Origin of the sequence: Kocuria subflava, from assembly GCF_012163155.1 — a bacterium.
In the GTDB taxonomy this organism is placed as follows: Bacteria; Actinomycetota; Actinomycetes; order Actinomycetales; family Micrococcaceae; genus Kocuria; species Kocuria subflava.
This window is the reverse complement of record NZ_JAAVUN010000005.1, coordinates 47,671-74,429: the sequence shown is the minus strand read 5'-3', so window position 1 is coordinate 74,429 and position 26,759 is coordinate 47,671. Positions and strand designations below refer to the sequence as shown.

The 26,759-nt window shown below is 64.5% G+C and carries 25 protein-coding genes and 1 pseudogene; 21 read left to right on the top strand and 5 right to left on the bottom strand.

The features are described from left to right. Positions 1-43 precede the first annotated feature (43 nt). Complete coding sequence (locus GTW58_RS04205; protein ID WP_231559565.1) at positions 44-2,050, top strand: GTPase domain-containing protein; 2,007 nt, start codon at positions 44-46, stop codon at positions 2,048-2,050. After that, positions 2,047-3,726: a GTPase gene (locus tag GTW58_RS04200; protein ID WP_232817983.1), complete on the top strand. Its 1,680-nt coding sequence runs from the start codon at positions 2,047-2,049 to the stop codon at positions 3,724-3,726. Before GTW58_RS04205 ends, GTW58_RS04200 begins: the two co-directional genes overlap by 4 nt. Before the next feature lie 42 nt (positions 3,727-3,768). Here GTW58_RS04200 and GTW58_RS04195 read toward each other — a convergent pair whose 3' ends face one another. Next, positions 3,769-4,545, bottom strand: coding sequence for an IclR family transcriptional regulator (locus tag GTW58_RS04195; RefSeq protein ID WP_232817984.1), 777 nt, complete (start codon positions 4,543-4,545; stop codon positions 3,769-3,771). A gap of 111 nt (positions 4,546-4,656) precedes the next feature. Between GTW58_RS04195 and leuC the strand changes: the two genes are divergently transcribed. The 6 genes from leuC (at position 4,657) to GTW58_RS04165 (ending at position 11,488) form a co-directional block, all read left to right on the top strand. Next, positions 4,657-6,111 carry a 3-isopropylmalate dehydratase large subunit gene (gene leuC, locus GTW58_RS04190; RefSeq protein ID WP_119932574.1) on the top strand — a complete coding sequence of 485 codons (1,455 nt, stop codon included), beginning with the start codon at positions 4,657-4,659 and terminating at the stop codon, positions 6,109-6,111. 60 nt (positions 6,112-6,171) lie between these two features. Continuing rightward, positions 6,172-6,771, top strand: a complete 600-nt coding sequence (gene leuD, locus GTW58_RS04185) for a 3-isopropylmalate dehydratase small subunit (RefSeq protein WP_047690437.1) — start codon at positions 6,172-6,174, stop codon at positions 6,769-6,771. 194 nt (positions 6,772-6,965) lie between these two features. Continuing rightward, entirely contained in the window at positions 6,966-8,285 is a 1,320-nt protein-coding gene (gene murA / locus GTW58_RS04180) for a UDP-N-acetylglucosamine 1-carboxyvinyltransferase (RefSeq protein ID WP_119932620.1), read from the top strand. A gap of 73 nt (positions 8,286-8,358) precedes the next feature. After that, a complete protein-coding gene (locus GTW58_RS04175) occupies positions 8,359-9,120 on the top strand; it encodes a lysophospholipid acyltransferase family protein (protein ID WP_232817985.1) in 762 nt (253 codons plus the stop codon). Further along, positions 9,117-10,310 (top strand): NAD(P)H-dependent glycerol-3-phosphate dehydrogenase, encoded by a 1,194-nt coding sequence (locus tag GTW58_RS04170; RefSeq protein WP_119932576.1) that lies wholly within the window; start codon positions 9,117-9,119, stop codon positions 10,308-10,310. The genes GTW58_RS04175 and GTW58_RS04170 overlap by 4 nt, the downstream gene beginning before the upstream one ends. Continuing rightward, positions 10,307-11,488, top strand: a complete 1,182-nt coding sequence (locus GTW58_RS04165; RefSeq protein ID WP_119932577.1) for a D-alanine--D-alanine ligase family protein — start codon at positions 10,307-10,309, stop codon at positions 11,486-11,488. The genes GTW58_RS04170 and GTW58_RS04165 overlap by 4 nt, the downstream gene beginning before the upstream one ends. A 61-nt stretch (positions 11,489-11,549) precedes the next feature. Here the strand turns inward: GTW58_RS04165 and GTW58_RS04160 are convergent, their stop codons facing one another. Beyond that, positions 11,550-12,119: a DUF3515 family protein gene (locus tag GTW58_RS04160; protein ID WP_342453292.1), complete on the bottom strand. Its 570-nt coding sequence runs from the start codon at positions 12,117-12,119 to the stop codon at positions 11,550-11,552. A gap of 106 nt (positions 12,120-12,225) precedes the next feature. On the opposite strand from GTW58_RS04160, the gene thiL reads away from it, so the two are divergent. The 5 genes from thiL to GTW58_RS04135 all read left to right on the top strand — a co-directional run bounded on the left by thiL (position 12,226) and on the right by GTW58_RS04135 (position 18,901). Then, positions 12,226-13,311 (top strand): thiamine-phosphate kinase, encoded by a 1,086-nt coding sequence (gene thiL, locus GTW58_RS04155; protein ID WP_081993911.1) that lies wholly within the window; start codon positions 12,226-12,228, stop codon positions 13,309-13,311. After that, positions 13,301-14,410, top strand: coding sequence for a DAK2 domain-containing protein (locus GTW58_RS04150; protein ID WP_119932578.1), 1,110 nt, complete (start codon positions 13,301-13,303; stop codon positions 14,408-14,410). Before thiL ends, GTW58_RS04150 begins: the two co-directional genes overlap by 11 nt. A gap of 2 nt (positions 14,411-14,412) precedes the next feature. Beyond that, positions 14,413-16,764, top strand: coding sequence for an ATP-dependent DNA helicase RecG (locus tag GTW58_RS04145; protein ID WP_232817987.1), 2,352 nt, complete (start codon positions 14,413-14,415; stop codon positions 16,762-16,764). Next, positions 16,764-17,345: a 16S rRNA (guanine(966)-N(2))-methyltransferase RsmD gene (gene rsmD / locus GTW58_RS04140; protein ID WP_119932579.1), complete on the top strand. Its 582-nt coding sequence runs from the start codon at positions 16,764-16,766 to the stop codon at positions 17,343-17,345. Before GTW58_RS04145 ends, rsmD begins: the two co-directional genes overlap by 1 nt. 194 nt (positions 17,346-17,539) lie before the next feature. Then, positions 17,540-18,901: a UDP-glucose dehydrogenase family protein gene (locus tag GTW58_RS04135; protein ID WP_119932580.1), complete on the top strand. Its 1,362-nt coding sequence runs from the start codon at positions 17,540-17,542 to the stop codon at positions 18,899-18,901. A gap of 7 nt (positions 18,902-18,908) precedes the next feature. Here the strand turns inward: GTW58_RS04135 and GTW58_RS04130 are convergent, their stop codons facing one another. Beyond that, entirely contained in the window at positions 18,909-20,225 is a 1,317-nt protein-coding gene (locus tag GTW58_RS04130) for an aminotransferase class I/II-fold pyridoxal phosphate-dependent enzyme (RefSeq protein ID WP_232817988.1), read from the bottom strand. Between the two features lie 76 nt (positions 20,226-20,301). On the opposite strand from GTW58_RS04130, the gene coaD reads away from it, so the two are divergent. The 5 genes from coaD to mutM all read left to right on the top strand — a co-directional run bounded on the left by coaD (position 20,302) and on the right by mutM (position 23,491). Then, the gene (coaD, locus tag GTW58_RS04125; RefSeq protein WP_119932623.1) at positions 20,302-20,772 is read left to right on the top strand and encodes a pantetheine-phosphate adenylyltransferase; all 471 of its coding nucleotides are present in this window, start codon (positions 20,302-20,304) and stop codon (positions 20,770-20,772) included. 183 nt (positions 20,773-20,955) lie between these two features. Then, positions 20,956-21,459 carry a YceD family protein gene (locus GTW58_RS04120; RefSeq protein WP_119932624.1) on the top strand — a complete coding sequence of 168 codons (504 nt, stop codon included), beginning with the start codon at positions 20,956-20,958 and terminating at the stop codon, positions 21,457-21,459. 2 nt (positions 21,460-21,461) lie between these two features. Beyond that, positions 21,462-21,665 (top strand): 50S ribosomal protein L32, encoded by a 204-nt coding sequence (gene rpmF, locus GTW58_RS04115; protein WP_047690457.1) that lies wholly within the window; start codon positions 21,462-21,464, stop codon positions 21,663-21,665. Positions 21,666-21,670: 5 nt separating this feature from the next. Next, positions 21,671-22,507, top strand: coding sequence for a ribonuclease III (rnc, locus tag GTW58_RS04110; protein ID WP_119932582.1), 837 nt, complete (start codon positions 21,671-21,673; stop codon positions 22,505-22,507). 3 nt (positions 22,508-22,510) lie between these two features. Further along, positions 22,511-23,491 (top strand): bifunctional DNA-formamidopyrimidine glycosylase/DNA-(apurinic or apyrimidinic site) lyase, encoded by a 981-nt coding sequence (gene mutM, locus GTW58_RS04105; RefSeq protein ID WP_119932583.1) that lies wholly within the window; start codon positions 22,511-22,513, stop codon positions 23,489-23,491. 62 nt (positions 23,492-23,553) lie between these two features. Here the strand turns inward: mutM and GTW58_RS04100 are convergent, their stop codons facing one another. Next, positions 23,554-23,760: an antitoxin MazE-like protein gene (locus tag GTW58_RS04100; RefSeq protein ID WP_119932625.1), complete on the bottom strand. Its 207-nt coding sequence runs from the start codon at positions 23,758-23,760 to the stop codon at positions 23,554-23,556. Between the two features lie 160 nt (positions 23,761-23,920). Beyond that, positions 23,921-24,757, bottom strand: a complete 837-nt coding sequence (locus GTW58_RS04095) for a sulfite exporter TauE/SafE family protein (protein ID WP_119932584.1) — start codon at positions 24,755-24,757, stop codon at positions 23,921-23,923. A 149-nt stretch (positions 24,758-24,906) separates the two neighbouring features. Between GTW58_RS04095 and GTW58_RS14270 the strand changes: the two genes are divergently transcribed. The 3 genes and pseudogenes from GTW58_RS14270 (at position 24,907) to GTW58_RS04085 (ending at position 26,752) form a co-directional block, all read left to right on the top strand. Further along, the gene (locus GTW58_RS14270) at positions 24,907-25,047 is read left to right on the top strand and encodes a helix-turn-helix domain-containing protein (protein ID WP_197052084.1); all 141 of its coding nucleotides are present in this window, start codon (positions 24,907-24,909) and stop codon (positions 25,045-25,047) included. 74 nt (positions 25,048-25,121) lie between these two features. Then, positions 25,122-25,817, top strand: a pseudogene (locus GTW58_RS14260) (LysR substrate-binding domain-containing protein). 134 nt (positions 25,818-25,951) lie between these two features. Further along, positions 25,952-26,752 (top strand): HTH domain-containing protein, encoded by an 801-nt coding sequence (locus GTW58_RS04085; RefSeq protein WP_198673413.1) that lies wholly within the window; start codon positions 25,952-25,954, stop codon positions 26,750-26,752. The last annotated feature ends 7 nt before the right edge of the window (positions 26,753-26,759 follow it).

The following is a 26,759-nucleotide window of genomic DNA, read 5'->3' as shown; positions in this document are numbered from 1 at the left end:
CGCGCTCCCACACCTGATCCAGAGATGGGGCATGATGAACCCTGTGAGCACATCTGATCATGAGCTGAACCCGCAGGGCTCCCACCGAACCGCGGATTCGGCCGAGAACTTCTCCACTGAGGCCACGCGGCACCTGCCGTGGGGTCAGCTCCCCAGCGCGTTGCCGGATGGATCGATGCCGTCTGACCCAGTTCCTTCTGGTGAAGTGTCCTCCGGTGCAGTCCCATCCGACCGGGCCAGGTCTGATCTAGACAGGTCCGGTCGAAGCAAGGCAGATGCTGCCCGCAAGCCGGCCGGCGGTGGCGCGGAGGCCACCGCTGTGGCTGTGGAGGATCTGCGAGATCTGCTGGCTGACACCGAGCTGCCACTGGAAACGCCAGGGGCGGAGTCAGCCCGGGAGTCCGTGCGACGAACGCTGGCGCAAATCGAGGACTACGTGCTGCCGCGTGTGAAGTCCTTGGACGCACCGCTGCTGGCCGTGGTGGGTGGTTCCACGGGTGCCGGCAAGTCCACGCTGGTCAACGCCTTGGTGGGACGCCCTGTGACTCGAGCAGGTGCGGTGAGACCCACCACGCGTCAGCCCATGCTGATCCATCACCCCTTGGACGGCAACGCCTTTGAAGGCACCCGGGTCCTGCCCCACTTGGCACGGGTCCGTGGGCAGTTGGCATCAACTTCACCCCAGTCCGCGCGCTCCACATTGGATGCCCCCGCGGCCTCTGAACACGTGGATGAACCCACGCACAGCCTGGTGCTGTTGGCTGATGAGGGCATCAACCGTGGCGTGGCACTGCTGGATGCCCCGGACATCGACTCCATCTCGGAAGAGAACCGCAAACTGGCCAATCAGCTGTTGGCTGCAGCGGACCTGTGGTTGTTCACCACCACGGCCAACCGTTACGCCGACGCCGTTCCGTGGGAACTGTTGGTGGAAGCCGGCCGACGTGACATCACGGTCGCCGTCGTTCTGGACCGGGTGCCCCAGGGGGTGGCCCAGGAAATCGAACCGGACCTGGAACGGATGCTCACCGAGCACGGGCTGGGTCAGGCACCCATTTTTGTGATCCCGGAGGCTCCGCTGAACGCGGCAGGCATGCTTCCGGCAGGGCTGGTGGACGGACTGCATTCCTGGTTGGCCGACCTGGCCGCGGACTCCATGGCGCGTGCTGAGGTCGCCAGGCGAACCGTGGGTGGAGCGCTGCGGCAAGTGGCCGAACGCGGCCAGGAAATCTCAGAAGACGTGGCAACCCAGGAAACCGTCACCACTCAACTGCGCACGGACGTGGTGGAAGCCCACGAGCGGGCCCTGCAGGAGATCATCGCCTCCACCAAGGACGGCTCATTGCTGCGTGACGAGGTGCTCTCCCGCTGGCAGGACTTTGTGGGCACCGGTGAGTTCTTCCGGTCCGTGGAGGCCAGGATCGGTCGGCTGCGGGACCGTCTGAGCTCGGCCGTCAAAGGCAAACCGGCCCCTGAAGTCCAAGTGGAACAGGCCCTGGAATCGGGGCTGCAAGCGGTGATCGTGGAAGAACTGGCCAAGGCGGGGGAGAACTCCCAGCGGCGTTGGCGATCTGAGCGCGCCGGGCGGGCACTGCTGGGCGACGACGACCTGGGCAAACTGCCCCGTGACGTCCCTGACCGCTGTGCCGCTGTGATCCGCGCCTGGCAGGGCGATGTCATGGAGCTGATCCAGCGTGAAGGTGCAGGCAAGCGCACCCAGGCCAGGGTGCTCTCCATCGGGCTCAACGTGGTCACCGTGGCCCTGATGATCACCGTGTTCTCCATGTCCGCAGGACTCACCGGTGCGGAGATCGGCATTGCCGGTGCCTCCGGTGTGGTGGGCACCAAGCTGCTGGAGGCCGTGTTCGGTGAGGACGGCGTGCGCCGCCTGGCGGAGAAGGCCCGCAAGGACCTGGAAGTCAGGCTGCGGGAGCTGGTGCAGTCCCTTGAACAGCCCTGGTTGGAACGTCTCGACGTGGTGGATGACCCCAAGTCCGGGGCCATCCGCGATGCAGCCCAGCGCGTGCAGAGCACGGGGGAGCAGCTGTGATCGAACTGGGCCGCAAGAAGGTACAGACCTTCAACATTGACCAACGCCTGGAAGGGCTCCAAGAAGCTGTTGAGGCCGGCCGAGGCCGCCTGGACGATCACGCCGTCGAGCGCGCTGACGCCGTCCTGGAACGCGCCGTGACCAGGCGTTCTCTCTCTGCAGATCACACGGTGGTGGGGTTCTTCGGTGCCACCGGCTCCGGCAAGTCCTCCCTGCTCAACGCCGTGGTGGGGCGACCAGTGGCCGATGCCGCTGTTCGCCGCCCCACCACCACATCCCCCGTGGCCGTCCTGGGTTCCCCCCACGGGGCCGAGCCCCTGTTGGACTGGTTGGGGGTCGAATCCCGCTACGTCCTGGACGAGGCAGACGAGTCACCGTGGTCGGCCGGGGTGGCTGGTCTCTGGACTGAGGTGCCGCAGGGTCTGGTGCTGCTGGACCTGCCGGACGTGGACTCCGTGGCCCGCGAACACCGCGAGATCGCCCACCGCCTGGTGGGGATGGTGGACGTGGTGGTGTGGGTGGTGGACCCGCAGAAATACGCCGATGCCGTGTTGCACGACGAATTCATTGCGCCCCTGTCACGCCATGCCGCTGTCACACTGGTGGTGCTCAACCAAGCTGATCGCCTGCCCAATGACCAAATCCGTAGTGTTCTGGCCTCCCTGTCCGATCTGCTGCGCCGTGACGGCCTGCATGCCACGGGGAGATCAGCACCGGTGGCAACCTCTGCCGCCACCGGCATGGGGATCGGCTCAGTGAGGGCACGGATCGCCGAGGTGGTGGAGGGCAAGGAGGCTGCCGCCGCACGGCTCTCGGCTGATCTGGTAGGTGCGGTGGAAGCCCTGCAGGAATCTCACGGTGTGGGTCAGCCTGCCGGGGTGACTCCGTTTGCCCGCGAAGAGCTCACGGAAGGATTGGTGCGCGCTGCCAACGCAGACGGCATCGCCCAGGCCGCCCGGCGCTCCTACGTGCTCAACGCCGGCAAGCGCACCGGATGGTTGCCGGTGCGTTGGGCCAGTGGCTTCCGCAAGGACCCTTTGCGTCGCCTGCACCTGCAGGACATCAACGACGACGCCAAGGATCCCTCCCTGCATCGTTCGTCGCTGCCGCCCATGTCTCCTGCCCAGCGGGCCTCTGCAGACACCGCAGTACGGCGATTTGCCGATGAAGTCTCTGAAGGGGCCACCCCGGTGTGGGAACGCTCCATCCGGGAAGCAGCGCGCTCCCGCCATGAAGATCTGCCTGATGCGCTGGACCAGGCCCTGGCTCACACGGACCTGCGCCGTGGTGCCCGTTCCTGGTGGTGGCTTCCGCTGGACGTGATCCAGTGGTTGGCTCTGCTGACCGCGGTGGTGGGGCTGGTGTGGCTGACGGGACTGTTCGCCTTGCAGTACTTGCAGATCCCGGTTCCGGACACCCCTGAGGTGGAGGGCACGGGCGTTCCCGTTCCCACGTTGTTGGTGGTCACGGGTCTTGTTCTCGGATTGGTTCTGGGGCTTCTCAGCGCAGTCTTTGCCCGGTGGGGAGGACGGTGGCGGGCCAGGCGAGTGGCCAAACGCCTACGGGAGCAAATTGCTGTGGCCGCTGACCACAACGTGATCCAACCGGTTGAACAAGAACTCACCGTCCACGACCAGGTGGGGCTCGGACTGCGGCGGGCCACCGCCATGAAGTGACCGCGGGCCGCCTCTGCGGCGGTCGTGTGGCACCGGAGCGTCTCAGGCGGCGGGGCGGATGGCCTGGGTGAGTTGCCGAGCGGCTGCCACCACCGTCTCCGCATGCTGGCGCCCCGGTTGGCGGGTCAACCGGTCAATCGGTCCAGAGATGGAGACTGCCGCGATCACCCGTCCGCCAGGTCCCCGCACCGGTGCCGAGACGGAGGCGATGCCCGTTTCGCGCTCGCCGATGGACTGGGCCCAACCGCGGCGTCGGACTCCCGCCAACATGGTGGCCGTGAAACGGGCAGCGTGCAGGCCCTCCAACAGGCGGTCGTGGTCCTCCCACGCCACCAGCACTTGAGCTGCAGATCCCGCCTTCATGGACAACTGGGTTCCCACCGGGATGGTGTCCCGCAAGCCGATGGGGCGTTCGGAGGAGGCCACGCACACCCGCCATTCGCCCTGGCGGCGGAAGATCTGGGCGGATTCACCCGTGGCGTCGCGCAACTGGACCAGGACGGGACCGGCGGCGGCAATCAATCTGTCCTCACCAGCTGCTGAGGCCAGCTCCACCAATCGGGAGCCCAGGACGAATCGCCCTTGGATGTCGCGTCCCAGCAGCCGGTGGTGTGCCAAGGCCGATGCCAGTCGGTGCACGGTGGGGCGTGAAATCCCTGTGGCGGAGACCAGCTGGGACAACGACGCCGGGCCTGCTTCCAGCAGATCCAGAATCAGGGAGGCTTTGTCAATCACGCCCACGCCACTGGGGGAGAACGAAGAAGCCGGATCATCCGGCCCGTGGGAAGGGAGGGGGCTCTGTGCACCTGAGATGTCCATGTGTTGATATTAGCGTCTCATTATGCGAGAAGACCCAAGAACTGGTGGCGCGATCACCGCACGGCCCGGATGCTTGGTGCAGAAGACCCGTCAGCCCGTAAAGGACAGAGCATGCCCAGCCCGTTCACTGATGCTGTAGCCCCCTCAGCAGGTCCCAAGACCTTGGCCGAAAAGGTGTGGGACGCCCACCTGGTGCGCAAGGGACAGGACGGCCAGCCGGATCTGCTTTACATCGATCTCCATCTGATCCATGAGGTCACCTCACCCCAGGCATTTGAAGGACTGCGGTTGGCGGGGCGTCAACTGCGGCGCGTGGACCTGACCCTGGGCACGGAGGATCACAACACGCCCACCCAGGACATTTTCGCCCGGATTGCTGACCAGACCTCTCGCAAGCAGATTCAAACACTGCGCAGCAACGCCGAGGAGTTCGGTGTGCGCCTGCACTCTCTGGGTGATGACGAGCAAGGCATTGTGCACGTGGTGGGCCCGCAGCTGGGTGTGACCATGCCCGGAATGACTGTGGTGTGCGGTGACTCTCACACCTCCACCCACGGTGCCTTTGGTGCCCTGGCCTTTGGTATCGGCACCTCAGAGGTGGAGCACGTGATGGCCACCCAGACCTTGCCGTTGGCGCCTTTCAAGACCATGTCCATCCGGGTGGACGGGCAGTTGCGTCCCGGGGTGTCCTCCAAGGACATCATCCTGGCGGTAATCGCCAAGATCGGCACGGGTGGTGGGCAGGGCTACGTGTTGGAGTACCGCGGCTCAGCGATCCGGCAGCTCTCCATGGAAGCGCGGATGACCATCTGCAACATGTCCATTGAGGCCGGTGCCCGCGCCGGAATGATTGCACCCGACCAAACCACCTTTGACTACGTCCAGGGCCGCCCGCACGCACCGCAGGGCCAGGACTGGGAGGACGCCGTTGAGTACTGGAAGTCCTTGACCACGGATGACGGTGCCACCTTTGATGCTGACGTGGTCATCAACGCCGATAAACTCGAGCCCTTTGTGACCTGGGGGACCAACCCCGGGCAGGGTGTCTCCCTGTCTCAGTCCGTGCCGGACCCGGAGGACCTGGGGGAGGACAACGCCAAGGCAGCAGCGCGCCGAGCCCTGGAGTACATGGACCTGGTTCCGGGTACCCCCATGAAGGAGATCCCCGTGGACGTGGTGTTCCTGGGCTCCTGCACCAACTCGCGCATTGAGGACCTGCGCCTTGCCGCCGACGTGGTCAAGGGCCGCACCAAGGCAGCCAACGTGACCATGATGGTGGTTCCCGGGTCCCAGAAAGTCCGTATCCAGGCGGAGGAGGAAGGCCTGGACCAGGTGTTCAAGGACTTCGGCGCGGACTGGCGGTTCGCCGGATGTTCCATGTGCCTGGGCATGAACCCGGATCAGCTGGAACCCGGTCAGCGGTGTGCCTCCACCTCCAACCGCAACTTTGAAGGCCGTCAGGGCAAGGGCGGCCGCACCCACCTGGTCTCCCCGGTGGTGGCGGCAGCCACTGCAGTGCGCGGAACGCTGTCCGCACCGTCCGACCTGGAGACGCTGAGCGTCTGAGCCCGCCCAGCCAATCTGAGCCCGCCCAGCCGAACAGACACAAAGCCTCTAGGAGTCAGCATGGAAAAATTCACCACCCACACCGGAATCGCCGTACCGCTGCGTCAGTCCAACGTGGACACGGACCAGATCATCCCGGCCGTCTACCTCAAGCGCATCACCAAGACCGGATTCGACGACGCCCTGTTCGCCTCCTGGCGCAAGGATCCCGAGTTCGTGCTCACCCAGGAGGCCTACCGCAATGGCTCCGTGTTGGTGGCCGGCCCCGATTTCGGTACCGGTTCCTCCCGCGAACACGCCGTGTGGGCTTTGCGTGACTACGGCTTCAAGGTGGTCATCTCCTCGCGCTTTGCAGACATCTTCCGTGGCAACTCCGGCAAGCAGGGCTTGTTGGCCGCCCAGGTGGAGCAGCCCGACGTTGAACTGATCTGGAAGCAGATCGAGGAAGAGCCGGGCGCAGAGGTGACCGTGGACTTGGAGGCCCGGACCGTGACCGTGGGGACGCTTACGGTCCCGTTCCAGATCGATGACTACACGCGGTGGCGGTTGACAGAGGGGCTGGATGACATCGGGCTGACCTTGCAGCACGAATCCGACATCGCCGCTTACGAGGCCACACGCCCCGCGTGGTTGCCCAAGACCCTGCCGGCCCGCACCTGAGTTCCAGGGCCGCCTGAAACCACCCCGCCGCGGGGTCTGATGCGGCGCGGTGCGCGGCGGGGTGTGGGCGGCTGGACCGCGCGCGGCGTCATCAAGCGCTCATTAATGACCCCTAAACTGGCTCAGTGCCAACCCAGGGCAAGGGCTGGCGCGGCTTTGCCACGGGCGAAGTGTTGACGACAGATCGGGAGACCATGACCAGCGCACTGCAGATCACCGGCGGCGTTCCTCTGGAAGGCACCATCGAGGTTCGTGGAGCCAAGAACTTTGTGCCCAAAGCCATGGTGGCGGCACTGCTGGGCTCCACACCCTCCGTGTTGCACAACGTCCCGGAGATCAAGGACGTCCAGGTGGTCACCGATCTGGTGGCCCTGCACGGTGTGGACGTGGCCAACGACGGTCAAGGTTCGCTGACGCTGGATCCCACCAACGTCACCAGGGCGCGGTACTCGGACATTGATGCCCACGCCGGGGACTCCCGTATCCCCATCTTGTTGTGTGGCCCGCTGTTGCACACTCTGGGGGAGGCTTTCATCCCTGATTTGGGTGGCTGCAAGATCGGTGATCGGCCCATCAACTACCACCTGGACGTGCTGCGCAACTTTGGCGCCAAGGTGGACAAGCTGGAATCCGGCATCAAGATGTCCGCTCCCAATGGACTGCATGGTGCCAAGGTGGAGCTGCCCTACCCGTCCGTGGGCGCCACGGAACAGGTTCTGCTCTCTGCCACGCGCGCTCGCGGACGCACCGAACTGCGCGGGGCTGCCACCGAGCCGGAAATCATGAACCTGATTGCCGTGCTGCAGAAGATGGGAGCGATCATCACGGTCCAGACGGACCGGGTGATCCACATTGAAGGCGTGGAGGAGCTCAAGGGCTACAACCACCGCGCCATGTGTGACCGCATCGAGGCTGCTTCCTGGGGCTCGGCTGCGCTGGTCACCGGTGGGTCGATCTTTGTTGAGGGCGCCACCCAGTCGGACATGATGACCTTCCTCAACGTCTTCCGTAAGACCGGCGGTGAGCTGGACATCCGTGACAACGGCATCCAGTTCAGCCACCCGGGTGGTGCGCTCAATCCGTTGGTGGTGGAAACGGACGTGCACCCCGGTTTCATGACTGACTGGCAGCAGCCGCTGGTGGTGGCCCTGACCCAGGCGGACGGGGTGTCAATCGTGCACGAAACGCTCTACGAAAACCGATTCGGCTTCACCCACGCCCTCAACGGCATGGGCGCCAACATTCAGCTGCACCGCGACTGCCTCGGCTCCACGCCTTGCCGATTCGGACAGTCGAACTTTGTCCACTCGGCCATCATTTCCGGCCGGACGCCTCTGAAGGCCCAGGACATTCACGTCCCGGACCTGCGCGGTGGCTTCTCCCACCTGATCGCGGCCCTGGGCGCAGAAGGCCACTCCAAGGTCACCGGCGTGGAATTGATTCAGCGTGGTTACGAGCGCTTCACCAGCAAGTTGGAGACGCTGGGCGCGAATTTCGACGTCGTGGATGCCTGAGAGGTCAATGACTGTGAGGTCAACGACTGCGAGCCAACAGGTGACTCCCGGTCAACCGCCACGTAGGGACTCCGTGCACATCACGCCCCTGGTGCGCCTGGTGGCCACAGTGGTCGTTCCCGTCTACCGCCTGCTGGGCCGTACCAAGTTCGAGGGTCTGGAGAACTTGCCACGGACTGGGGCCTTTGTGGTTACTCCCAACCACACCTCGGAAATGGACGCCATGACAGTGGCCATGCCGCTGTACCAGTTCGGCGTCAATCCCACCTTTCTGGCCAAGGACTCCCTGTTCAAAGTTCCCGTGCTGGGCACGATTCTGCGCCGCACTGCCCAGGTTCCTGTGCACCGCGGAACCGCTGATTCGGTCAAGGCGCTCTCTGCCGCCCAGAAGCACGTGGCCGGCGGTGGCTCCGTGATCATCTACCCGGAGGGCACCCTGACCCGGGACCCGGAGTTGTGGCCCATGCACGGATTTCCGGGGGCTGCCCGCTTGGCACTGGCCATGGAGATCCCCGTGATTCCGGTGGGTCACTGGGGAGATGAGCAGATCTTGGGCCGCGGACCTGACCCGCAGCGCAAACGCTGGTTCCGTCCGTGGCCGCGCAAGACCGTGCGGGTCAAGTTCGGCCCGCCCGTTGACCTCTCCCGGTGGGCTCCTTCCTCGGCGGAGCTCGACTCTCTGCCAGGTGAGCAGCGCCTGGCTTCCATCCCGCAGGGCAAGACTGTGGCCGCCACCAACGCCATCATGGATGCCATCACTGAGCTGGTGGCCGAATTACGGGGTGAGCAGCCTCCGCAGGGCCGCTGGGACCGACGACGGGCGGAGCGCCGATGACTTCTAAGAAGAACACACCAGTTGCAGACGCTCAGCGACGCAGTCTGCCTCAAGAGGACGTGCCAACATTCACCAAGGCTGCGGTGCTGGGTGCCGGCTCCTGGGGCACCACGTTCTCCAAAGTCCTGGTGGACGCAGCCTTCTCTGATCAGCGCTCGCGTCCCACGCAGACTGATTCCGCTTCCGGTGGTGCAGGGGAACACGCACGCGCTCCCTTGGAAGTCCATCTGTGGGGACGCGACACGGAGTCCATGACCCGGATGGCCCGCACCCGGGTCAATCAGCGCTATGTCCCCGGGCTGCATCTGCCGGATCCGTTGCACATCACGGATGACCTGGCTGAGGCTCTGACGGGTGCCGACCTGGTGGTCCTGGCATTGCCTGCTCAGGTGTTGCGCAGCCAACTTCCGGCCATTGCTGAGCACCTTGATCCAAAGGCTGCGTTGGTCTCCCTGGCCAAAGGTTTGGAACAGGGCACCGGGTTGCGTATGACGGAAGTGGTTGCCCAGGTTCTGGCAGAGGTCTTCCCGTCGGAGCACGGTGGCCATGACTCCGATGGTTGGAGTCGGCAGACGTGTGTGCTCTCCGGGCCCAATCTGGCCATGGAGATCGCCGACGAACATCCAACGGCCTCCGTCGTCGCAGCACAAGACCCACAACTGGCTGCCGCAGTGGCCAAGGCATGTGCGGCCCCGTATTTCCGCCCCTACACCAACACGGACGTGGTGGGCACGGAGATCGCCGGACTGACCAAGAACGTGATTGCCGTGTGCGTGGGGATCTGCGAGGGGCGGCATTACGGGGACAACTCCAAAGCCTCCATCATCACCCGTGGTCTGGCTGAATCCACCCGGCTTGCTCTGGCCCTGGGCGGGAAACCGGAAACCATGTCCGGCCTGGCCGGTATTGGTGACCTGGTGGCCACGTGTTCCTCCCCGCTGTCCAGGAACCACACGGCCGGACGACTGTTCGGCCAGGGCAAGAGCCTGGAGCAGATCCGGGAAGAGATGACCCAAACGGCCGAGGGGCTGAAATCGGCACCTGCGGTCCTGGAACTGGCCCACCAGCGCGGAGTGGAGATGCCGATCACCCAAGCCGTGGTGGCTATTCTGGAGGGTCACATCACCGTGGAGAACCTGGCGCCGCTGCTGCTGGGACGGCAACTTAAATCGGAGGCAACCCCCACATGAGCTCCCAGAACGCTGAAACCGCGGACCACTCGAACCCCCACGACGCCGCCCCCGGCACCAAACCGTGCGTGGCCGTGCTCTTTGGCGGTATCTCCTCCGAACACAGCATCTCCTTGATCACTGCCCGGGGGGTGCTGCGCGCGATTGATCGCACCAAGTGGGACGTGGTGACCGTGGGGATCGCCCGGACCGGTGAGTGGTTCCTGTACTCACAGGACGAACTGGAGGCCCTGCTGGAGGCCAACCAGATCACGGAACTGCCCGTGGGGGATCAACGGGTTTCACTGCCGCTTGGGCAGCAGGAAACTGCGTTGTTGGTGCGCCAGGGCACCGCCCAGACCACGGAGGTTTCCCGCTTCCGTCATGTTGACGTGGTCATGCCGCTGCTGCACGGACCCTACGGGGAGGACGGCACCCTGCAGGGGTTCTTGGAACTGGCGCACGTGCCGTACGTGGGATGTGGCGTCACGGCCTCTGCCGTGGGCATGGACAAGCACTTCATGAAGATGGCCTTTGAATCGGCAGGCCTGGAGGTTGGCCCCTACGTGGTGCTGCGCGACCGCCTGTGGCGCAGCGATCCGGAAGGTGCCATGGACACAGTGGCGCCACTGGGTGGTCCGGTGTTCGTCAAACCTGCCCGAGCAGGGTCTTCCTTCGGCATCACCCGAGTGGAGGACCCCACGGACCGTGAAGCACTGCGGGCTGCGATCGAGGAGGCACGCCGCTTTGACCTCAAGGTTGTGGTGGAAGCCGGCATTGTGGGCCGTGAAATCGAGTGCGCCGTCCTGGAAGGACGCGGCACAGATGCGCCCAGAACCTCATTGCCCGGTGAAATCCAGGTGGTGGACCAGAACAATTTCTACGACTTCGAGGCCAAGTACGTCTCCCAGGGTTCGGCGCAGCTCAGCTGCCCGGCCGATGTCCCTGAGCACGTGATTGCTCAGATCCGCGAGCGTGCCGCCCAGGCATTTGATGCCATTGAGGGTGAGGGTCTGTGCCGCGCCGACTTCTTTGTGACTCCTGATGAGCGGGTGATGATCAACGAGGTCAACACCATGCCCGGCTTCACACCCATCTCCATGTACCCGCGCATGTGGGCCGAGTCCGGCCTGGAGTACAGCCGCCTGATCGATGAACTGATCACCCTGGCACTGGAACGGCCCATCGGCCTGCGCTGAATCCTGTGTGCGGATCACTGACCCGTGATCCGCACACAGGATCGAGGTCCGCACAGAAGATTCAGGATGCGTCCAGGGCCTCGTCCACGGACAGGCATTCGCGGTCCTGATCCACCGTGGTCACAGCACTCCCAAGGTCGATCAACGCTGTGGAGGATGGGACGACGGTGGTGTCAAAGGTGACCTCAAAGGCCGGGTTGCGGCCGTAGGTGGTGGCCTGCCACTGGTTGGGGTCATCCGTTTCCCGGATGATCCAGTCCACGCCGTTGACCCGGCTGCACATGTCCGTGGTGGGGGCAGGTGGCGTGACGCCACAGCGGACCACCATGGCAGCGGGATCACCGTAAGCCGTGGTCCCCTGACTGGTGGTCTGGCGCTGATCCTGATCGGAGATGGCGTCCGGCATGGCCAACATGGCAGGGGCACAATCAGGGTTGGCAGCGTCCTCCGCTGCTGTCACGGCGACAGTGCCTGCTCCACAGCCCGTGAGTGCAACCCCCATCACGACGACGCCGCCTGCAGACCATCCGCGCAGGTGAGACATGGTGCGGCGCGGTGCCTTGTCGGCTTGTGTTGCCGTGAGGTGGTGATGGCTGGGGGCGTGATCAACCCCGGAGGTGTGTGCGGGCATGCGCTCAGTTTAGGTCGTCGGCCTGGATGCGGTACGGCGTCGTGTCCAGTGCACACCATCTGAGCCCGGTCCTTGGGATGTCTGTGCCCTGGGCTACGGTCGAGTCATGAATCAGGAACTGACGGTGGGCCAGCTCAGTGAAGGTCAGCTCATAGCGCGGTTTGCACCGTTGTTGGCCGAGCAGTCGGCAGCGTCTGGTGAGTCCGCTGAGAGCTATCAGATCCTAGGGCCCGGAGACGACTGCGCAGTGGTGGCAGCCCCGGACGGACGCTTTGTGATCTCCACGGACACCCAGGTCCAGGGTCAGGACTTCGCATTGGTGTGGCCCAGTGGTGTGAGATCTTCCGGCTTTGACACCGGCCACAAATGTGCCACCCAGAACGTGGCGGATGCAGCGGCCATGGGGGCAGTGCCGTCGTCGTTGGTGGTCTCTCTGACTCTGCCCAAGAACACCCCCGTGCGATGGGTGGAAGATCTGGCCCGCGGGCTTCGGGCCGGGACCTTGGCATGCCAAGCACCGCAGTGCCACGTGGTGGGAGGCGATCTGGGCGCCGGTGGGGAGATTTCCGTGACGGCCACCGTCACGGGGGATTTACAGGGCCGTGACCCTGTACGCCGCAACGGTGCGCGGCCGGGGGATCAGGTGGTGTTGGCCGGCACCGTGGGGCGGGCGGCAGCGGGTCTGGATCTTCTTCTGGACCCTGCCCTCGAGCTGGGGCGGGACCCGCAGTTGGATGCCTTGGTCAACAGCCAGCTGCGCCCGGTCTCACCGACCCCATGGGGCGCAAGACTGGCGCAGTCGGGAGCCACCAGCATGATCGATGCCTCGGACGGTCTGGTCCGTGACCTCACTCGTGTTGCCACAGCCTCCGGGGTGGAGATCGTGCTGAACCGGGAAGCACTGGAGGAGCTGGCCCAACCATTGCGCCCGGCGGGGGAGATCCTGGGGCAGGATCCCCTTCACTGGGTCCTGAACGGGGGAGAAGATCACGGATTGTTATCCACAGTCCCGGCCGATCGTCAGCTACCTGCCGGGGTGCTTCGGCTAGGCTCGGTGCGGGCTGAATGCACAGCCGCCACCGGTGTGACACACACAGAACGCATCTGGCTGGAACAGACCCCAGTCAGTCAACTTCCCCTGGGCCTTCGGGGACGAGGATGGGACCATTTTGAATCAGAGGATGGCTTCTAACGCATCCGCCGTCAGGCGATGGTTGGAGACGGCGGCTCGTGATCTCAGGGACCATGCTGATCTCCTCAACGATCTCAACGTTTTTCCCGTGGCAGATGCGGACACCGGAACCAACTTGGCCCTGACGGTGGAGACAGCCAAGCAGGCCACGGAGGTGCTGGAAACTCCGGACGTCAGCGAGCTGGTCACGTTGGCAGGACAAGCCGCGCTGGAGGAGGCCCGAGGGAACTCGGGGACCTTGTTCGCCGTGTTCCTGACCGCCATGGGAGGCGGGCTGGAAGGTGCCGAGCGGCTGCACGCAGAGGCCTTGGCCAACGGGGTCAGCGCCGGTTCGGTGCGCGCCTGGTCCGCGTTGACCGATCCCGTTCCCGGCACCATGCTCTCCGTGCTGGCAGCCGCTGCCCAGGTCCCCGTGCCGGACGTGGGCGAACCCGGTTCCAACCACCAGCTGTCTCTGTACCTGCGTCACCTGGTGGAAGCCGCCCATCAGGCGGTGCTGGCTTCCAGCCAGGAGCTGGAGGTGCTGCGCGGAACCTCCAAGGTGGACGCTGGAGCCCTGGGCCTGTTGATCATTCTGGACGCCCTGCGCCGTGCCGTCTCAGGTCAGGAGGGCGTGGGACCCGACTTGTGGGGTGGTGCAGATCCAGCACCTGAGCACCGCGGCACGGACGGGCAACCCCAGGACCGTCACGGTGAGGACCGTCATCGTGAGGGTCTGGATGAGCAGGGCCCGTTCACGCCGGTGGACGATGTGCTGACCAGCATTGGCTATGACCTCTACCCGCCGGTGCACGATGCCGACGCCGCTGCGTTTGAGGCCCTCAAGGATGCCAACACCGGGGTGGAGGTCATGGCCACCATGGACATGACCGCCTTGGTGGCAGCCACTGTTCGGCACGAACTGGCTGAAACCGGGGAGAGCGTGATTGTCTCCGCCGTGTCTGAAATTGATCCGGACACCTGGCGGTGGCGTGTCCACGTCCACGTCCCGGAACAGCAGATGGCGTTGAGCGTCCTGCGCAGACACGGATCTCCCCGCAACATCACCGTCACAGGGCTCACGGCGGAGCCCACCGGCGAGCCACACGTGACGGACTGACTGTGAGCGAACCCGGACACCCGCACCGTGGTGACCTGGACCGGCCCCTGACTCAGATCCTGGGTGCCACCCAGGCCAAGACCATGGCCGATTCCATGAACCTGCACACCGTGGGGGATTTGCTGGACCACGTGCCCAGGCGTCTGGTGAAACGCGGTGAGCTCAGTTCTTTTGATGATCTTGAACTGGAAGCCCACGCCACGCTGGTGGCGGAGGTGGTCTCCGTGACCACCCGCCGGATGCGCAATCGCAAGGGCTCCATCACGGAAGTGGTCATCACGGATCGCTCCCAGCACAGTGAGCACCAGGTGATCTCCGGAACCGGTGATGACCAGATGACGTTGAGCTTCTTCAACGCCTACACCGCTGCCCGGGAACTGAGTTCCGGGGTTCACGCCCTGTTCAGCGGAAAGGTCAGCTTGTACAAAGGCAAGCGCACCATGACCAATCCGCACTACGCACCGTTGGATGCCGAGGACGACATCGGTTCCCTGGACGTCATGGCTGATGCCAGCAGCCCCATTCCCGTGTATCCAGCCACGGCTAAGCTTACCAGCGACCGCATTGCCGCCGCCGTCAAGGCTGCGTTCTCCGAGGTCACCTGGTCCACCGTGCCCGATCCCTTGCCGCCCGGGGTGGCTGATCGCCACGGTTACCCCGACTTGCCCACGGCTTACCGTCACCTGCACAGACCCCCGGATGAGCGCAGCTGGTACCGGGCCAAAGCGCGGTTCCGGCACACCGAGGCCTTGATGCTGCAAACGGCACTGGTGCGGCGTCGTCGTGCGGTGAACCTGCGCCCTGCCCGCCCGCTGCCTCCCACGCCCCAGGGGATTCTGGACCGGTTCGACCAGCAGTTGCCGTTTGAGCTGACGCCCGCGCAGCGGTCTGTGGGGGAGCAGCTTACGGAGGATCTCTCCCGTGAACACCCCATGAACCGGCTGTTGCAAGGAGACGTGGGGGCCGGCAAGACCGTGGTGGCGCTGCGGGCCATGTTGCAGGCGGTGGATGCCGGTGCCCAGGCTGCCCTGCTGGCGCCCACGGAGGTTCTGGCGGCACAGCACCATGCCTCCATTCAGGCTGCACTGGGCCCCTTGGCGCAGGCCGGGACGTTGGGAGGGGATCCGGAGGGCACGCGCGTGGTGCTCTTGACGGGCTCCATGCCCCAATCGGCGCGGAAGAGGGCGCTTCTGGAGATCGCCTCCGGTCAGGCCGGGATCGTGGTCGGCACGCACGCGTTGCTCTCTGAAACGGTGCAGTTTTTTGAGCTGGGCTTGGTGGTGGTGGACGAGCAGCACCGGTTCGGTGTGGAGCAACGTGATCGCCTGCGGGATGCGGGGGAGCTCTCACCTCATTTGCTGGTCATGACGGCAACACCCATCCCGCGGACGGTGGCCATGACCGTGTTCGGGGATCTGGACGTCTCCGTCCTGGAGGGGCTGCCGGGTGGCCGTCGGCCCATCACCACACACGTTGTGGGACTGTTCGAGCATCCGCGGTGGGAGGCGCGGATCTTTCAGCGTGCTCGGGAGGAGATTGAGGCCGGCCGCCAGGTGTACTTTGTGGCGCCCAAGATTGGCGAGGACGACGCCGTGCCCCAGATGACGTTGGCCGAATCGGTCAAGGTTTTGGCGGCAGCTCCCGAGCTGCGGGCCCGGAGGGATTCAGCCAAGCGCAGTGCCGCAGGCACCGCAAAATCGCGGGCTGGATCGGAAGCCGCAGCGCAGGAACCCGGTGAAGGCATGATTTCCACCCGCTGGCTGGAGGAACTGGTGGAGGCCTCCCCGGCCTTGGCTGGAGTGAGTACTGCGGCGTTGCACGGCCGCCTGGAGGCACCGGAGAAAACGGCCACCATGGAGGGCTTTGCCGCCGGTGAGATCGGGTTGTTGGTGTGCACCACGGTGGTGGAGGTGGGTGTTGACGTCCCCAATGCCACGTTCATGGTGGTCTTTGACGCAGACCGGTTCGGCATTTCCCAGCTGCATCAGCTGCGCGGACGAATAGGCCGTGGCGAACATGCCAGCACCTGTTTGTTGGTCACCCGCAGGGAACCCGGCCATCCCTCCCGTGACCGCATTGACGCCGTGGCGGCCACCACGGACGGATTCGAACTGGCGCAGGCCGATCTCACATTGCGCAGGGAGGGCGACATCCTGGGGGATGCCCAGTCCGGTGGGCGCTCGACTCTGCGGTTGCTGCGGGCGTTGGACGACGTCAAGATCATTGAATCGGCGCGGCAGGAGGCCATGGAGATTTTGGATGTTGACCCCACCCTGGAGCGCCACTGGGGACTGGCCCTGGCCATCGAGGCGTATCTGGATGAGGACACGGAGAAGTACTTGGAGCGTGGCTGATGAGCCGAATCATTGCAGGAGCAGCTGGTGGCCTGCGGTTGACCTCCGTACCCGGAACCGGCACCAGGCCCACCACAGACAGGGTCAAGGAATCACTGTTCTCCCGGCTGGAGGCTTGGGGGATGCTGACGGATGCCCGTGTTCTGGACCTCTTTGCAGGATCCGGCGCGCTGGGCTGTGAGGCAGCCAGCCGGGGGGCTGCGCATGTGGATCTGGTGGAGCGTGACTCCAAGGCCTTGAAGGTGGCCCAGGCCAATGCTCGGATGCTCAACTCCGCGGTGGGATCGGAGAAGGTCGTGGCACACCGCGGCAGCGTGGCCACCTACCTGAGCGCCCATCATGGGCCCTGGGACCTGGTGCTGGCCGACCCCCCGTACCCGCTCCCGGAGCATGAGGTCACAGCATTCCTGGAACCCCTGGTGGGGCGACTGGGGCCAGGGGCAGTGATCATGGTGGAACGTTCCACGCGCTCGCCGCAGCCCACGTGGCCGCAGGGACTACACCTGCTGGAATCCTCCAAACACGGCGAAACCACTCTGTGGTTCGCAGAAGAAGTGCACGCGGAATCTGTGACGGACTGATCATCGCCAGGCGGGATGACCCCCGGATGCTCTGCGCCAGAGCACAGACAACTGGAGTGGGGGAGCGTATTGAGGTCGTGGCCTTTTCATCCGCGGTTCATGTGCGCGGTGCAAGGTGGTCACCGAGCTAACAACCGCGGAGAACCCCGGTTGTGTCACCCACAACGCTGCGTGCGTTCTAGGAGGAACACGGCATGAAGATCACGGTTCTGGGCACCGGTTACCTGGGCGCAACCCACGCTGCCTCCATGGCGGAGATGGGCTTTGAGGTCCTGGGCCTGGACGTGGATCCTTCCAAGGTGGAGGCGCTTTCCGCGGGCGTTCTGCCGTTTCACGAACCCGGATTGGCGGAGCTGCTCAAGAAGCACGTGAATTCCGGGCGCCTGCGATTCACCAGTGATTATGCAGAGGCTGGTGCCTTTGGTGACGTCCACTTTGTGGGGGTTGGAACACCACAGCGCCCCGGTTCCTATGCCGCTGACATGAGCTACGTGGACTCGGCGGTCGCCTCGATCGCGCGCCATGCCCAGCGCGATGCCGTGATCGTGGGCAAATCCACCGTTCCTGTGGGCTCTGCTCGTCGGCTCCGTGAGCTGGCCCGCCAGAACGCACCGGCCGGGGTTCAGGTGGACCTGGTCTGGAACCCGGAGTTCCTCAGAGAGGGACACGGAGTGGAGGACACGTTGCGCCCGGACCGCATGGTCCTTGGACTGCCGGGTCACGGAGCACACCACGACGACGCCGCTGCCGATCCCTCTGACGATCAACGGCTGGAGGCGGTCATGCGTGAGGTTTACGCCCAGCAGCTTGAGGCTCAGATTCCGCTGATCATCACCGATTACGAGACCGCTGAGCTGGTCAAGGTGGCCGCCAACTCGTTCCTGGCCACCAAGATCAGCTTCATCAATTCCCTGTCCGAGCTCACAGAGGCGGTGGGTGGGGACATCCGCACGCTGGCCGATGCCATTGGGATGGATGACCGCATCGGCCGGAAGTTTCTCAATGCCGGCGTGGGTTTTGGTGGAGGCTGCCTGCCCAAGGACATCCGTGCCCTGCGCGCTCGGGCTTCTGAACTGGGGTTGGACCAGTCGGTGCGCTTCCTGGTGGAAATCGATGACATCAACATCCGCCGCCGCGACCACACGGTGGGGGTGGTCACGGACATGCTGGGTGGTTCGGTGATGGGCAAACAGGTGGCGGTGCTGGGTGCGGCCTTCAAACCCGAGTCCGACGACGTCCGGGACTCACCGGCCCTGGACATCGCTGCCCGGCTGCATTCCATCGGCGCGGATGTGCACGTCTATGACCCCAAAGCCAACGCGAATGCCGCCAAACGCTACCCGCGCGTGGATTACGTGGATTCCTTGCCGCAGGCGGTGGCCCGGGCGGAAGTGGTGGTGCTGCTGACCGAATGGGAGGAGTTCCGTTCCATGACGCCGCAGCAGCTGGCGCCCCTGGTGAAGTCACGCCAGATCCTGGATGGCCGCAACGTCCTGGACCCGCAGCAATGGCAGGAGCAGGGCTGGACCTATCGGGCGTTGGGGCGCAAGGGCTGAGGGTGTCTCACTGCAGGTGTTTGCGCAATCGCTGCATGGCCTGCTCCAAGGTGGCGGTCTGCTTGCAGGCGGCAACGCGCATCCAGCCGTCGTAGAGCCCGGCGTTGACCGGGGAGGCAAAAGCTGAGATCGGCAACAGAGCCACACCGGCCCTCTCGATCAACGCCGCCGCGAGTTCTGTGCTGTCTGAGACACCCCAGCGCTGGTACAGCGGGGAGTAGTCGGCCACCACGTAGTAGGACCCGCATGGTTCGGCCACGCTCAGGCCCAGCTCATGCAGAGTTTCAGCCACCATCCGGGAGCGTTCACCCTGCTCGGTGGCAAGATCACGGACCCATTGGCAGCTGTCCTCCAGCCCGGCCGCCACAGCGTCCTGCAACGGGGCTGCAGGGGAGTGGGTCAGATAGGTCTTGACCGCCCGCACACCGATGATCAAGTGCCCAGGTCCGGTCACCCAACCGATGCGCCACCCCGTGGCACGCAGGGTCTTGGAGGCCGATGAGACCACGAGCGTTCGTTCGGCAACCTGGTGGGCCAACGTCAGATCTGCGGGTTCGCTGCCCAAGAGAGAACGGTTGTTCGTGGCCGCCACTGACACGTGGTTGCCCACAAAGCGCAGGTGTTCGTAGACCTCGTCCGTGATGATCACGGCGTCGTGTTCCACGGCCAGCTGCGCGATCAACCGGGCGTCGTCGGGGGCCAGGACCGTACCGGTGGGATTGTGCGGGTCATTGAGCAACACCGCTGTAGCGCGGGAACTGAAGGCGTTGTGAATGTCCTGGGCTTCCGGGCGGAAGTGCGGTGGGCGCAAGGGGATGGTTCGCAGGGTGGCGCCGATGAAGGAGACCACGGCCGCATAGAGGTCGTAATAGGGCTCCAGCACCACCACGTCATCACCGGCGCGCACCACGGAGAGCAGGGCGGCCGTGAGGCCTTCTGCGGCTCCCACCGTGACCAGCACCTGCGTTTCGGGATCCAGAATGCGTCCCTGGGTTCGTTCCTGCTGATCAGCAATGGCCTTGCGCAGGCGCGGGGATCCCACAGCGGGCGTGTACTGATTCAGGCCCGCATCAAGGGCGCGGTGCGCAGCAGCCACCATGTGGGCGGGGCCGTCCTGATCCGGGAATCCCTGCCCCAGGTTGATGGCTTCATGGCGGGCAGCCAACGCAGAAGTTTCGTCAAAAATGGTGGAGCGGAATCCTCCGCAGGCATCCAACAGGCCACCACCAGCTGCCATGGCCCTCCACGGTGCGGCAGGTCCCGACTGCTCGGCAGGAGGGTGAGTATCGATTAGGGTGGCGGGGCTCTGGTGGGCTGCGTTCATGTGCCCGAGTCTATGAACTCTGCCCACCACGTCATGCTGCAGCACGCTAGCGTTGAGCACCATGACCCAGAACCACATCCGCCGCGCCATCTGCCCCGGCTCCTTCGACCCCATCCATCGTGGGCACGTGGAGATCATTCGCCGCGCGGCCATGCTGTTCCAAGAAGTTGTGGTGGCTGTCAGTGACAACCCCAAGAAGACGTATTTTCTTGACCGATCTCAGCGGCTCGAGTTGGCGGAGGCGTCCTTGGAGGGGATCAGCGGCGTCGTCGTCGAACCTCTGGAGCAGGGGCTTCTGGCACGGTATGCGGCGGACCGGGGTGCTGTGGCGTTGGTCAAGGGCCTCCGCTCCGGGCAGGATTACGACTACGAACTGCCCATGGCGGCCATGAACCGTGCGCTGACGCAGGTGGAAACCGTGTTCCTGCCCGCCAATCCGGAGTTGCTGCACATCTCCTCCAGCTTGGTCAAAGAGGTTCACGCTCTGGGTGGGGACGTGGAGGCATTTGTGCCCGCACCGGTTCTGGCGGCCTTGAAAGCGCGGTGAGGGCAGGGCTGGCCACCTGCCGGAGGAGAGATTCGCCACGCCGCACGCTGACGGTTGAGCCATGAGAGGACAACCGAGTAAGATGGGCGGCTGGTATTGGACCTACAGGAGCTCATCATCGTACGCGCGACCCCAACACCCTTGACCATCAACGTCAGGGATTTGGAACACCGTCCGGGAACCATGCGCACCTGGCAGGAGACAGTGCCCGCGCCGAGCGATTTCGGCAACGCACTGATCGGGGCCCCCGAAGGCTCCGACATGGTTTGCGATCTGAGACTCGAATCCGTCCATGACGGAATCCTGGTTTCCGGGGACGTGACCATTAGCCTTGAAGGCCAGTGCAGTCGATGCCTTGACCCGATCACCGATCACTTGGTGGTTGAAGTGCAGGAACTCTTCCTGTTCGACGCCCCTTCCGAAGTTTCGGAGGACGACGACGAGGCCGACGACATGTACGAAGTCCAGGACGAGTCCATCGACCTGGAACCCATGCTTCGGGACGCAGCGATCACCAAGCTGCAGTTCCAACCGGTGTGCCGGGTCAGCTGTGAAGGTTTGTGCGCCCAATGCGGTGTGCGGCTGGATGAGAACCCGGGTCATCAACACGAAGTGCTCGATCCGCGCTGGAGCGCCCTGGAGGGGCTGTTCGGTGAGGATCACGACACCACGAGAGAAGAGAGATAGCAGTGGCTGTTCCCAAGAGGAAGCTCTCGCGTGCAAACACTCGCATGCGCCGTTCACAGTGGAAGGCAAAGGCTCCCAAGCTGGTCCGTTCGGTTGAAAACGGCAAGACCGTTTACAGCCTGCCGCACCAGGCCAAGCTGGTCACCGATTCCGCCGGCACCGCCCTGTACTACGAGTACAAGGGCCGCAAGGTAGCTGACGCCTGAAAACGGTGAACGAATTTCAGGATCTTGAGAAGCGTCTCGGCGTCGACATCGATGCCGAGACGCTTCTCATTGCCCTGACACACCGTTCCTACGCCTACGAGCATCCGGGGACGGTGCACAACGAACGCCTGGAGTTCCTGGGGGATTCCGTGCTCGGTTTGTCCGTGACGGATGAGATCTACCGGCGGTACCCGGAGCGCACCGAAGGAGAGCTGGCCAAGATCCGGGCTTCCGTGGTCTCCACCCGCACCCTGGCGCAGTTGGCGCGAGGCCTGGAGCTGGGGTCCTTCATCCGTCTGGGCAAGGGTGAGGTTCGCACGGACGGGCACGACAAAGCCTCCATCCTTGCCGACACCATGGAATCGATCATCGGTGCCGTCTACCTGACCCACGGGATCGAGCGGGCCCGCCGTTTTGTGCTGGGGATGATCGTGCCGCTGCTGGAAGACGACTTTGTGATCCACGAAGGCCGGGACTGGAAGACCGAGATCCAGGAGCTGGCGGCCATGCGGCAGCTGGGTTTGGTCCACTATGCCGTGGTGGGCACCGGTCCTGATCACAACCGCGCCTTTGTGGCCACGTGCGTGATCGGCGACGACGACGCCGGAACCGGCGAGGGCACGTCCAAGAAAGAAGCTGAGCGGAGAGCTGCTGCTGCCGCCTACCTCAATCTGACGGGTACCACGTTGACGGATGGCCACGGGTGTCCCATCCCGGACACTGAATCCGCGCCGGTTCGGTCCGAGCAGGCATCTGAAACCGCGGCTCCTTCTGCGCGTAAGACCTCCCGGCGAGCCCGACGCGGAACCGGCGCGCCCTCCACCGGAGACTCTCAAGGGTGACCCGTGCCGGAACTGCCTGAAGCGGAAGTGGTCCGCAGAGGCCTGGCCCAATGGGTTGCCGGCCGGGTGATTGAGGATGTCCAGGTGTTGGAAGCTCGCTCGGTACGCCGCCACACGGACGGCCCTGAGGCTTTTGTCCAGGATCTGGCCGGGTGCCGCGTGTTGGACGTGGTGCGGCGCGGAAAGTTTCTGTGGATGCCGTTGGGTGCACCGGAGACTGACTCTATGGGGTCCGGCGATTCTCCCACTCTGGCGCTCATGGCCCATCTGGGGATGTCAGGGCAGATGCTCATCAAGGACGCGGGATTGCCGGATGACCGGCACCTGCGCATCCGCCTGACCCTGTCCGAAGCCTCGGACCCCGAGAATCCTGGCGATCAGTTGCCGACCGAACTGCGGTTTGTGGACCAGCGGATTTTTGGTGGGTTGTTCATCGACGACCTGGTTCCCACCGCGGATGGGGCTGCAGCGGGCCGCGGGCTGCGTGGGGACGCCTTGATCCCGCAGCACGCCGCTCATATTGCCCGCGATCCGTTGGATCCGGCCTTTGACATCGACGCCGTGCACGATCGCCTGCGTCGTCGTAGAACCGGTATCAAACGGGCGCTGCTGGACCAGGGATTGGTGTCCGGGATCGGCAACATCTACGTGGACGAGGCCCTGTGGGAGGCGCGGCTGCACTACGCCCGGCCCACGGAAACCCTGACCCGGACCGAGACCCGACGGGTGCTGGAGGCCGTGCAAAACGTGATGACCCGGGCGTTGGAGGCGGGCGGCACCAGCTTTGACTCCCTGTACGTCAACGTGAACGGTGAGTCCGGGTACTTTGCGCTGTCCCTGAACGCCTACGGGCAGACGGGCAATCCATGCCCGCGGTGTGCTGCCGCCGGCCGGGACGGGTTGATTGTGCGGGAGCAGTTCATGAACCGCTCGTCCTTCCGCTGCAACTGCTGCCAGCGGAAGCCGCGCAACGCACGGTTCTGAGTTGTGCGGTGCGTAGGACCACGTTCGGCGGCTTCAGCCCGATGGCCTGACCACGCCGAGTTTCACTCCCGGTCCTGCTCGACCGAGACAGCTTCGATGAAATTCTGGTGTCCGTTGCGCTGGTTGGCGTCCGCAACCGCCGCTGCTTGAAGGTCCGCCTCGTGAGCGAACTGTTCGCTGCGTACATCGGGCACCCAGATCTGCACCGGGTGGTAACCGCGTGCATGCATCCGGTGACGGTCCTCTCGAACACGTTCCCTGACTGCCATGGCCACATGGTGACAGGTAAGGAGTACGAACACCAAGCATCATTGTCCAGAGCCGACCCACCTGCTGCAACGAGCACAGGGTCCAGATCCACACCGGTCACGGCCATTGCGTGCCGCTCTCCGTTGAGCCCAAATAGCTGGTCACATACACCAACCGGCGTCATCTGACAGTCATGACCACCACGGTGGCCACACCGATGACCACGACGAACACCCTGAACAACCCCGCCGGAAGCCGGCGGGCAAAGCGGCCGCCCACCAAGCCACCCAACGTCGCGCCGACGGCGATCAGGCCGACCGTGGGCCAGGAGATCAGCTCCGGGGAAACGATGATGAACACACTCGCGGCAATCACGTTGACGGCCGCCACGGTCAGGTTCTTGATCGCGTTGAGTTCCTGCATGCTCAGGCTCGATGTGATCCCCAGCAGGGCAATGAGCAGGATGCCCTGGGCGGCGCTGAAATAGCCGCCGTAAACACCCAGGAAGAACGCGCCGGTCACGGAGGCAACCAAGGCTGTCCGCGTGGCGAATGGCCGGGGCTCACCGCGGATGGACGGATCGGCTGACGAGACCATGCCTGCTGATGAGTCCCGCCCCGCTGTACTGATGCGGCGTTTGATGGCAGGTCCCGCCATCACCAGGATGGTGCCGATGACGATGAGCCAGGGGATGACCGTTGCGAACACTTCGGCGGAGAAGTGCAGCAGCAGGGTGGCTCCCGCGACACCTCCGATGGCGGAGGCCGGCAACAGCATCCGTACTGTCTTGATGTGGGTGCGCAGTTCCCTCCGGTAGACCGCCACTCCGGACAGGCTGCCCGGGACAATGCCGATCGTGTTGGCAATGGTTGCGGTCAATGGTGGGAAGCCCAGGAACACCAGGATGGGGAAGGACACCAGGGTTCCTGCGCCCACAATCACGTTGATCCCGCCCGCCAGAAAACAGGCACCCAGAATCGCGGCCCATTCCAGGACCTGTAACCAGTCGATCGACATCCCCGGGTTCCTTCCGCATTGATGTGTGCGTTGGGGCGCCAGTCTGAGGACACCGCGCCGTCCGTATCGTCCTTTCAGCCCTGCAGGTGGAGCCTGAATCTGGCTTGCTAGGATCCGAAGGGGTCTTCGGGATGACGGAAGGATCACCCATGCGAATCGAGACACGAGACGTGGAGTTGTTGGTCGCCGTCGTGGACCGGGGCTCCATCACGGACGGCGCCCAGGCCGTAGGACTCTCGCTCTCCGCAGCAAGTTCCCGGATCACTGCCCTGGAGAAGGGGTTCGCGTAACGCTGCTGGTACGAGGTCATGGCGGTGTGGCCCCCACGCCTGCGGGGGAGGCGTTCGTGCAGCGTGGCCGGTTGATGATGGCTCAGGCAGATGACCTTCTCCAGGAGCTGCGCCACCAAAGGGACGGTGAGTCCAGGCGCATTCGATTGGCCAGCAACACCTCCGCCATGGATGCCCTCACCGAGTTCCTGGCCTCCACGATGTCCCGGTTCCCGGACCTGCACGTTGCGTTGGAGGAGACCACCAGCACCGAGGTGGCTCGGCGAGTCCGTGACGGCGGCGCCGATCTGGGCGTCGTGTCCGTACCGCCCCGGGACCCGGGGCTGTCCGTCTAACAGCTGTCGTCGGACCCGCTCGTCGTTGTGTGCGCACCCCAGTTGCTCGGTGGTGCCGTTTCCGACGACGACGCCGCAGGAGCTCCGTTTGAGTCAGCCATCCGGGGCCCCATGATCGGTCTGACCGAGGGTGTTCCACTGCAGAGTTACATCGATGAGCATCTGAGCCAACGGGGCGTCACGCCCGACTATCGGGTACGCCTGCCCACGCTGGGTGCCGTGTATGCGGTGGCCAGCACGGGTGCCGGTGCCGCCATCTTGCCGCAGGGCACAGCCCGCCGCCTGGGTGCACCCGACAAGCTGGTGCACCCGATCGCGCAGCCGTGGGCGCAACGCCAGGCCCTGCTGCTGACTCGGGCCGACCACAAGGGGTCTCCCATCCAGTCATCCTTTGTGGAGGCCATGCTGCGCTACCGGCAGGAACTTGTGGACTGAACCCACCGCCCACGGCGGGCGCCAACCCAGTCACCAACTTGGGCACGGAAAAATGCGCTGAGACTGACGCGGCGAGTATTTTTCCGTGCCCAAGTTGCCGGGGGCGGCCTCAGGAGTTTCGTTAGGCTCAGATCATGACTGAGATGACGTGGCGAGCAGCCGTCCGGAGAGTTCTGAGCGAGTCCGAAGGACCGCTTCACTACGCCGAGATTGCCCAACACATCATTGACAACGATTACCGACGCAGCACCGGTGCCACCCCCGCAGCCACTGTTGCCGCAGTTCTGTCCCAGCAACTGGTGGAAGAGGTGGTTCGAGTTGACCGGGGTGTCTACACGTTGGCATCTCGCACATCGGAGTTGGCCGCGACAGACGCCTCAACGGTTCCGCCAACGCAGCAGAGTGAGACCACGGATTCCGAGGATTCTTCTGATCCAGAGACAGGATTTCTCAACGCTTTTGGCATGTTCTGGCGGCGTGACGAAGTGGACTGGGAACAGCGCGGATCGAGCCTATGGGGTGCCCAGCTCAAAGCATCCGACTCCATCAACTTTGCCGAACAGGTGGGCGTCTATATTCTCTACTCCGGAGAGCGGGTCATTTACGTGGGTAGGATCACCGAGGCTCGTTTGGGGCCCAGACTGTGGGAACACACGCGTGATCGGCTCAGCGGACGGTGGGACCGGTTTTCCTGGTTCGGCGTCCGAGCCGTGAGGCCGGACGGCCGGCTAGGGGCCATCCCGAGCAGTGCACAGTTCGGGGTGTCCATGTTGGTTGTGACCATGGAGGCACTCCTGATCGAAGGCCTTGAACCGCCGCAGAACAGGCGGCGTGGCGACGGGTTCAATGCCACAGAGTTCATCCAGCAAACGGATCCGGAGATCGAACGCAAGCGACGACGGGCCATGCTCCAGAGACTGCTAAAAGACGACTGATGGGCTT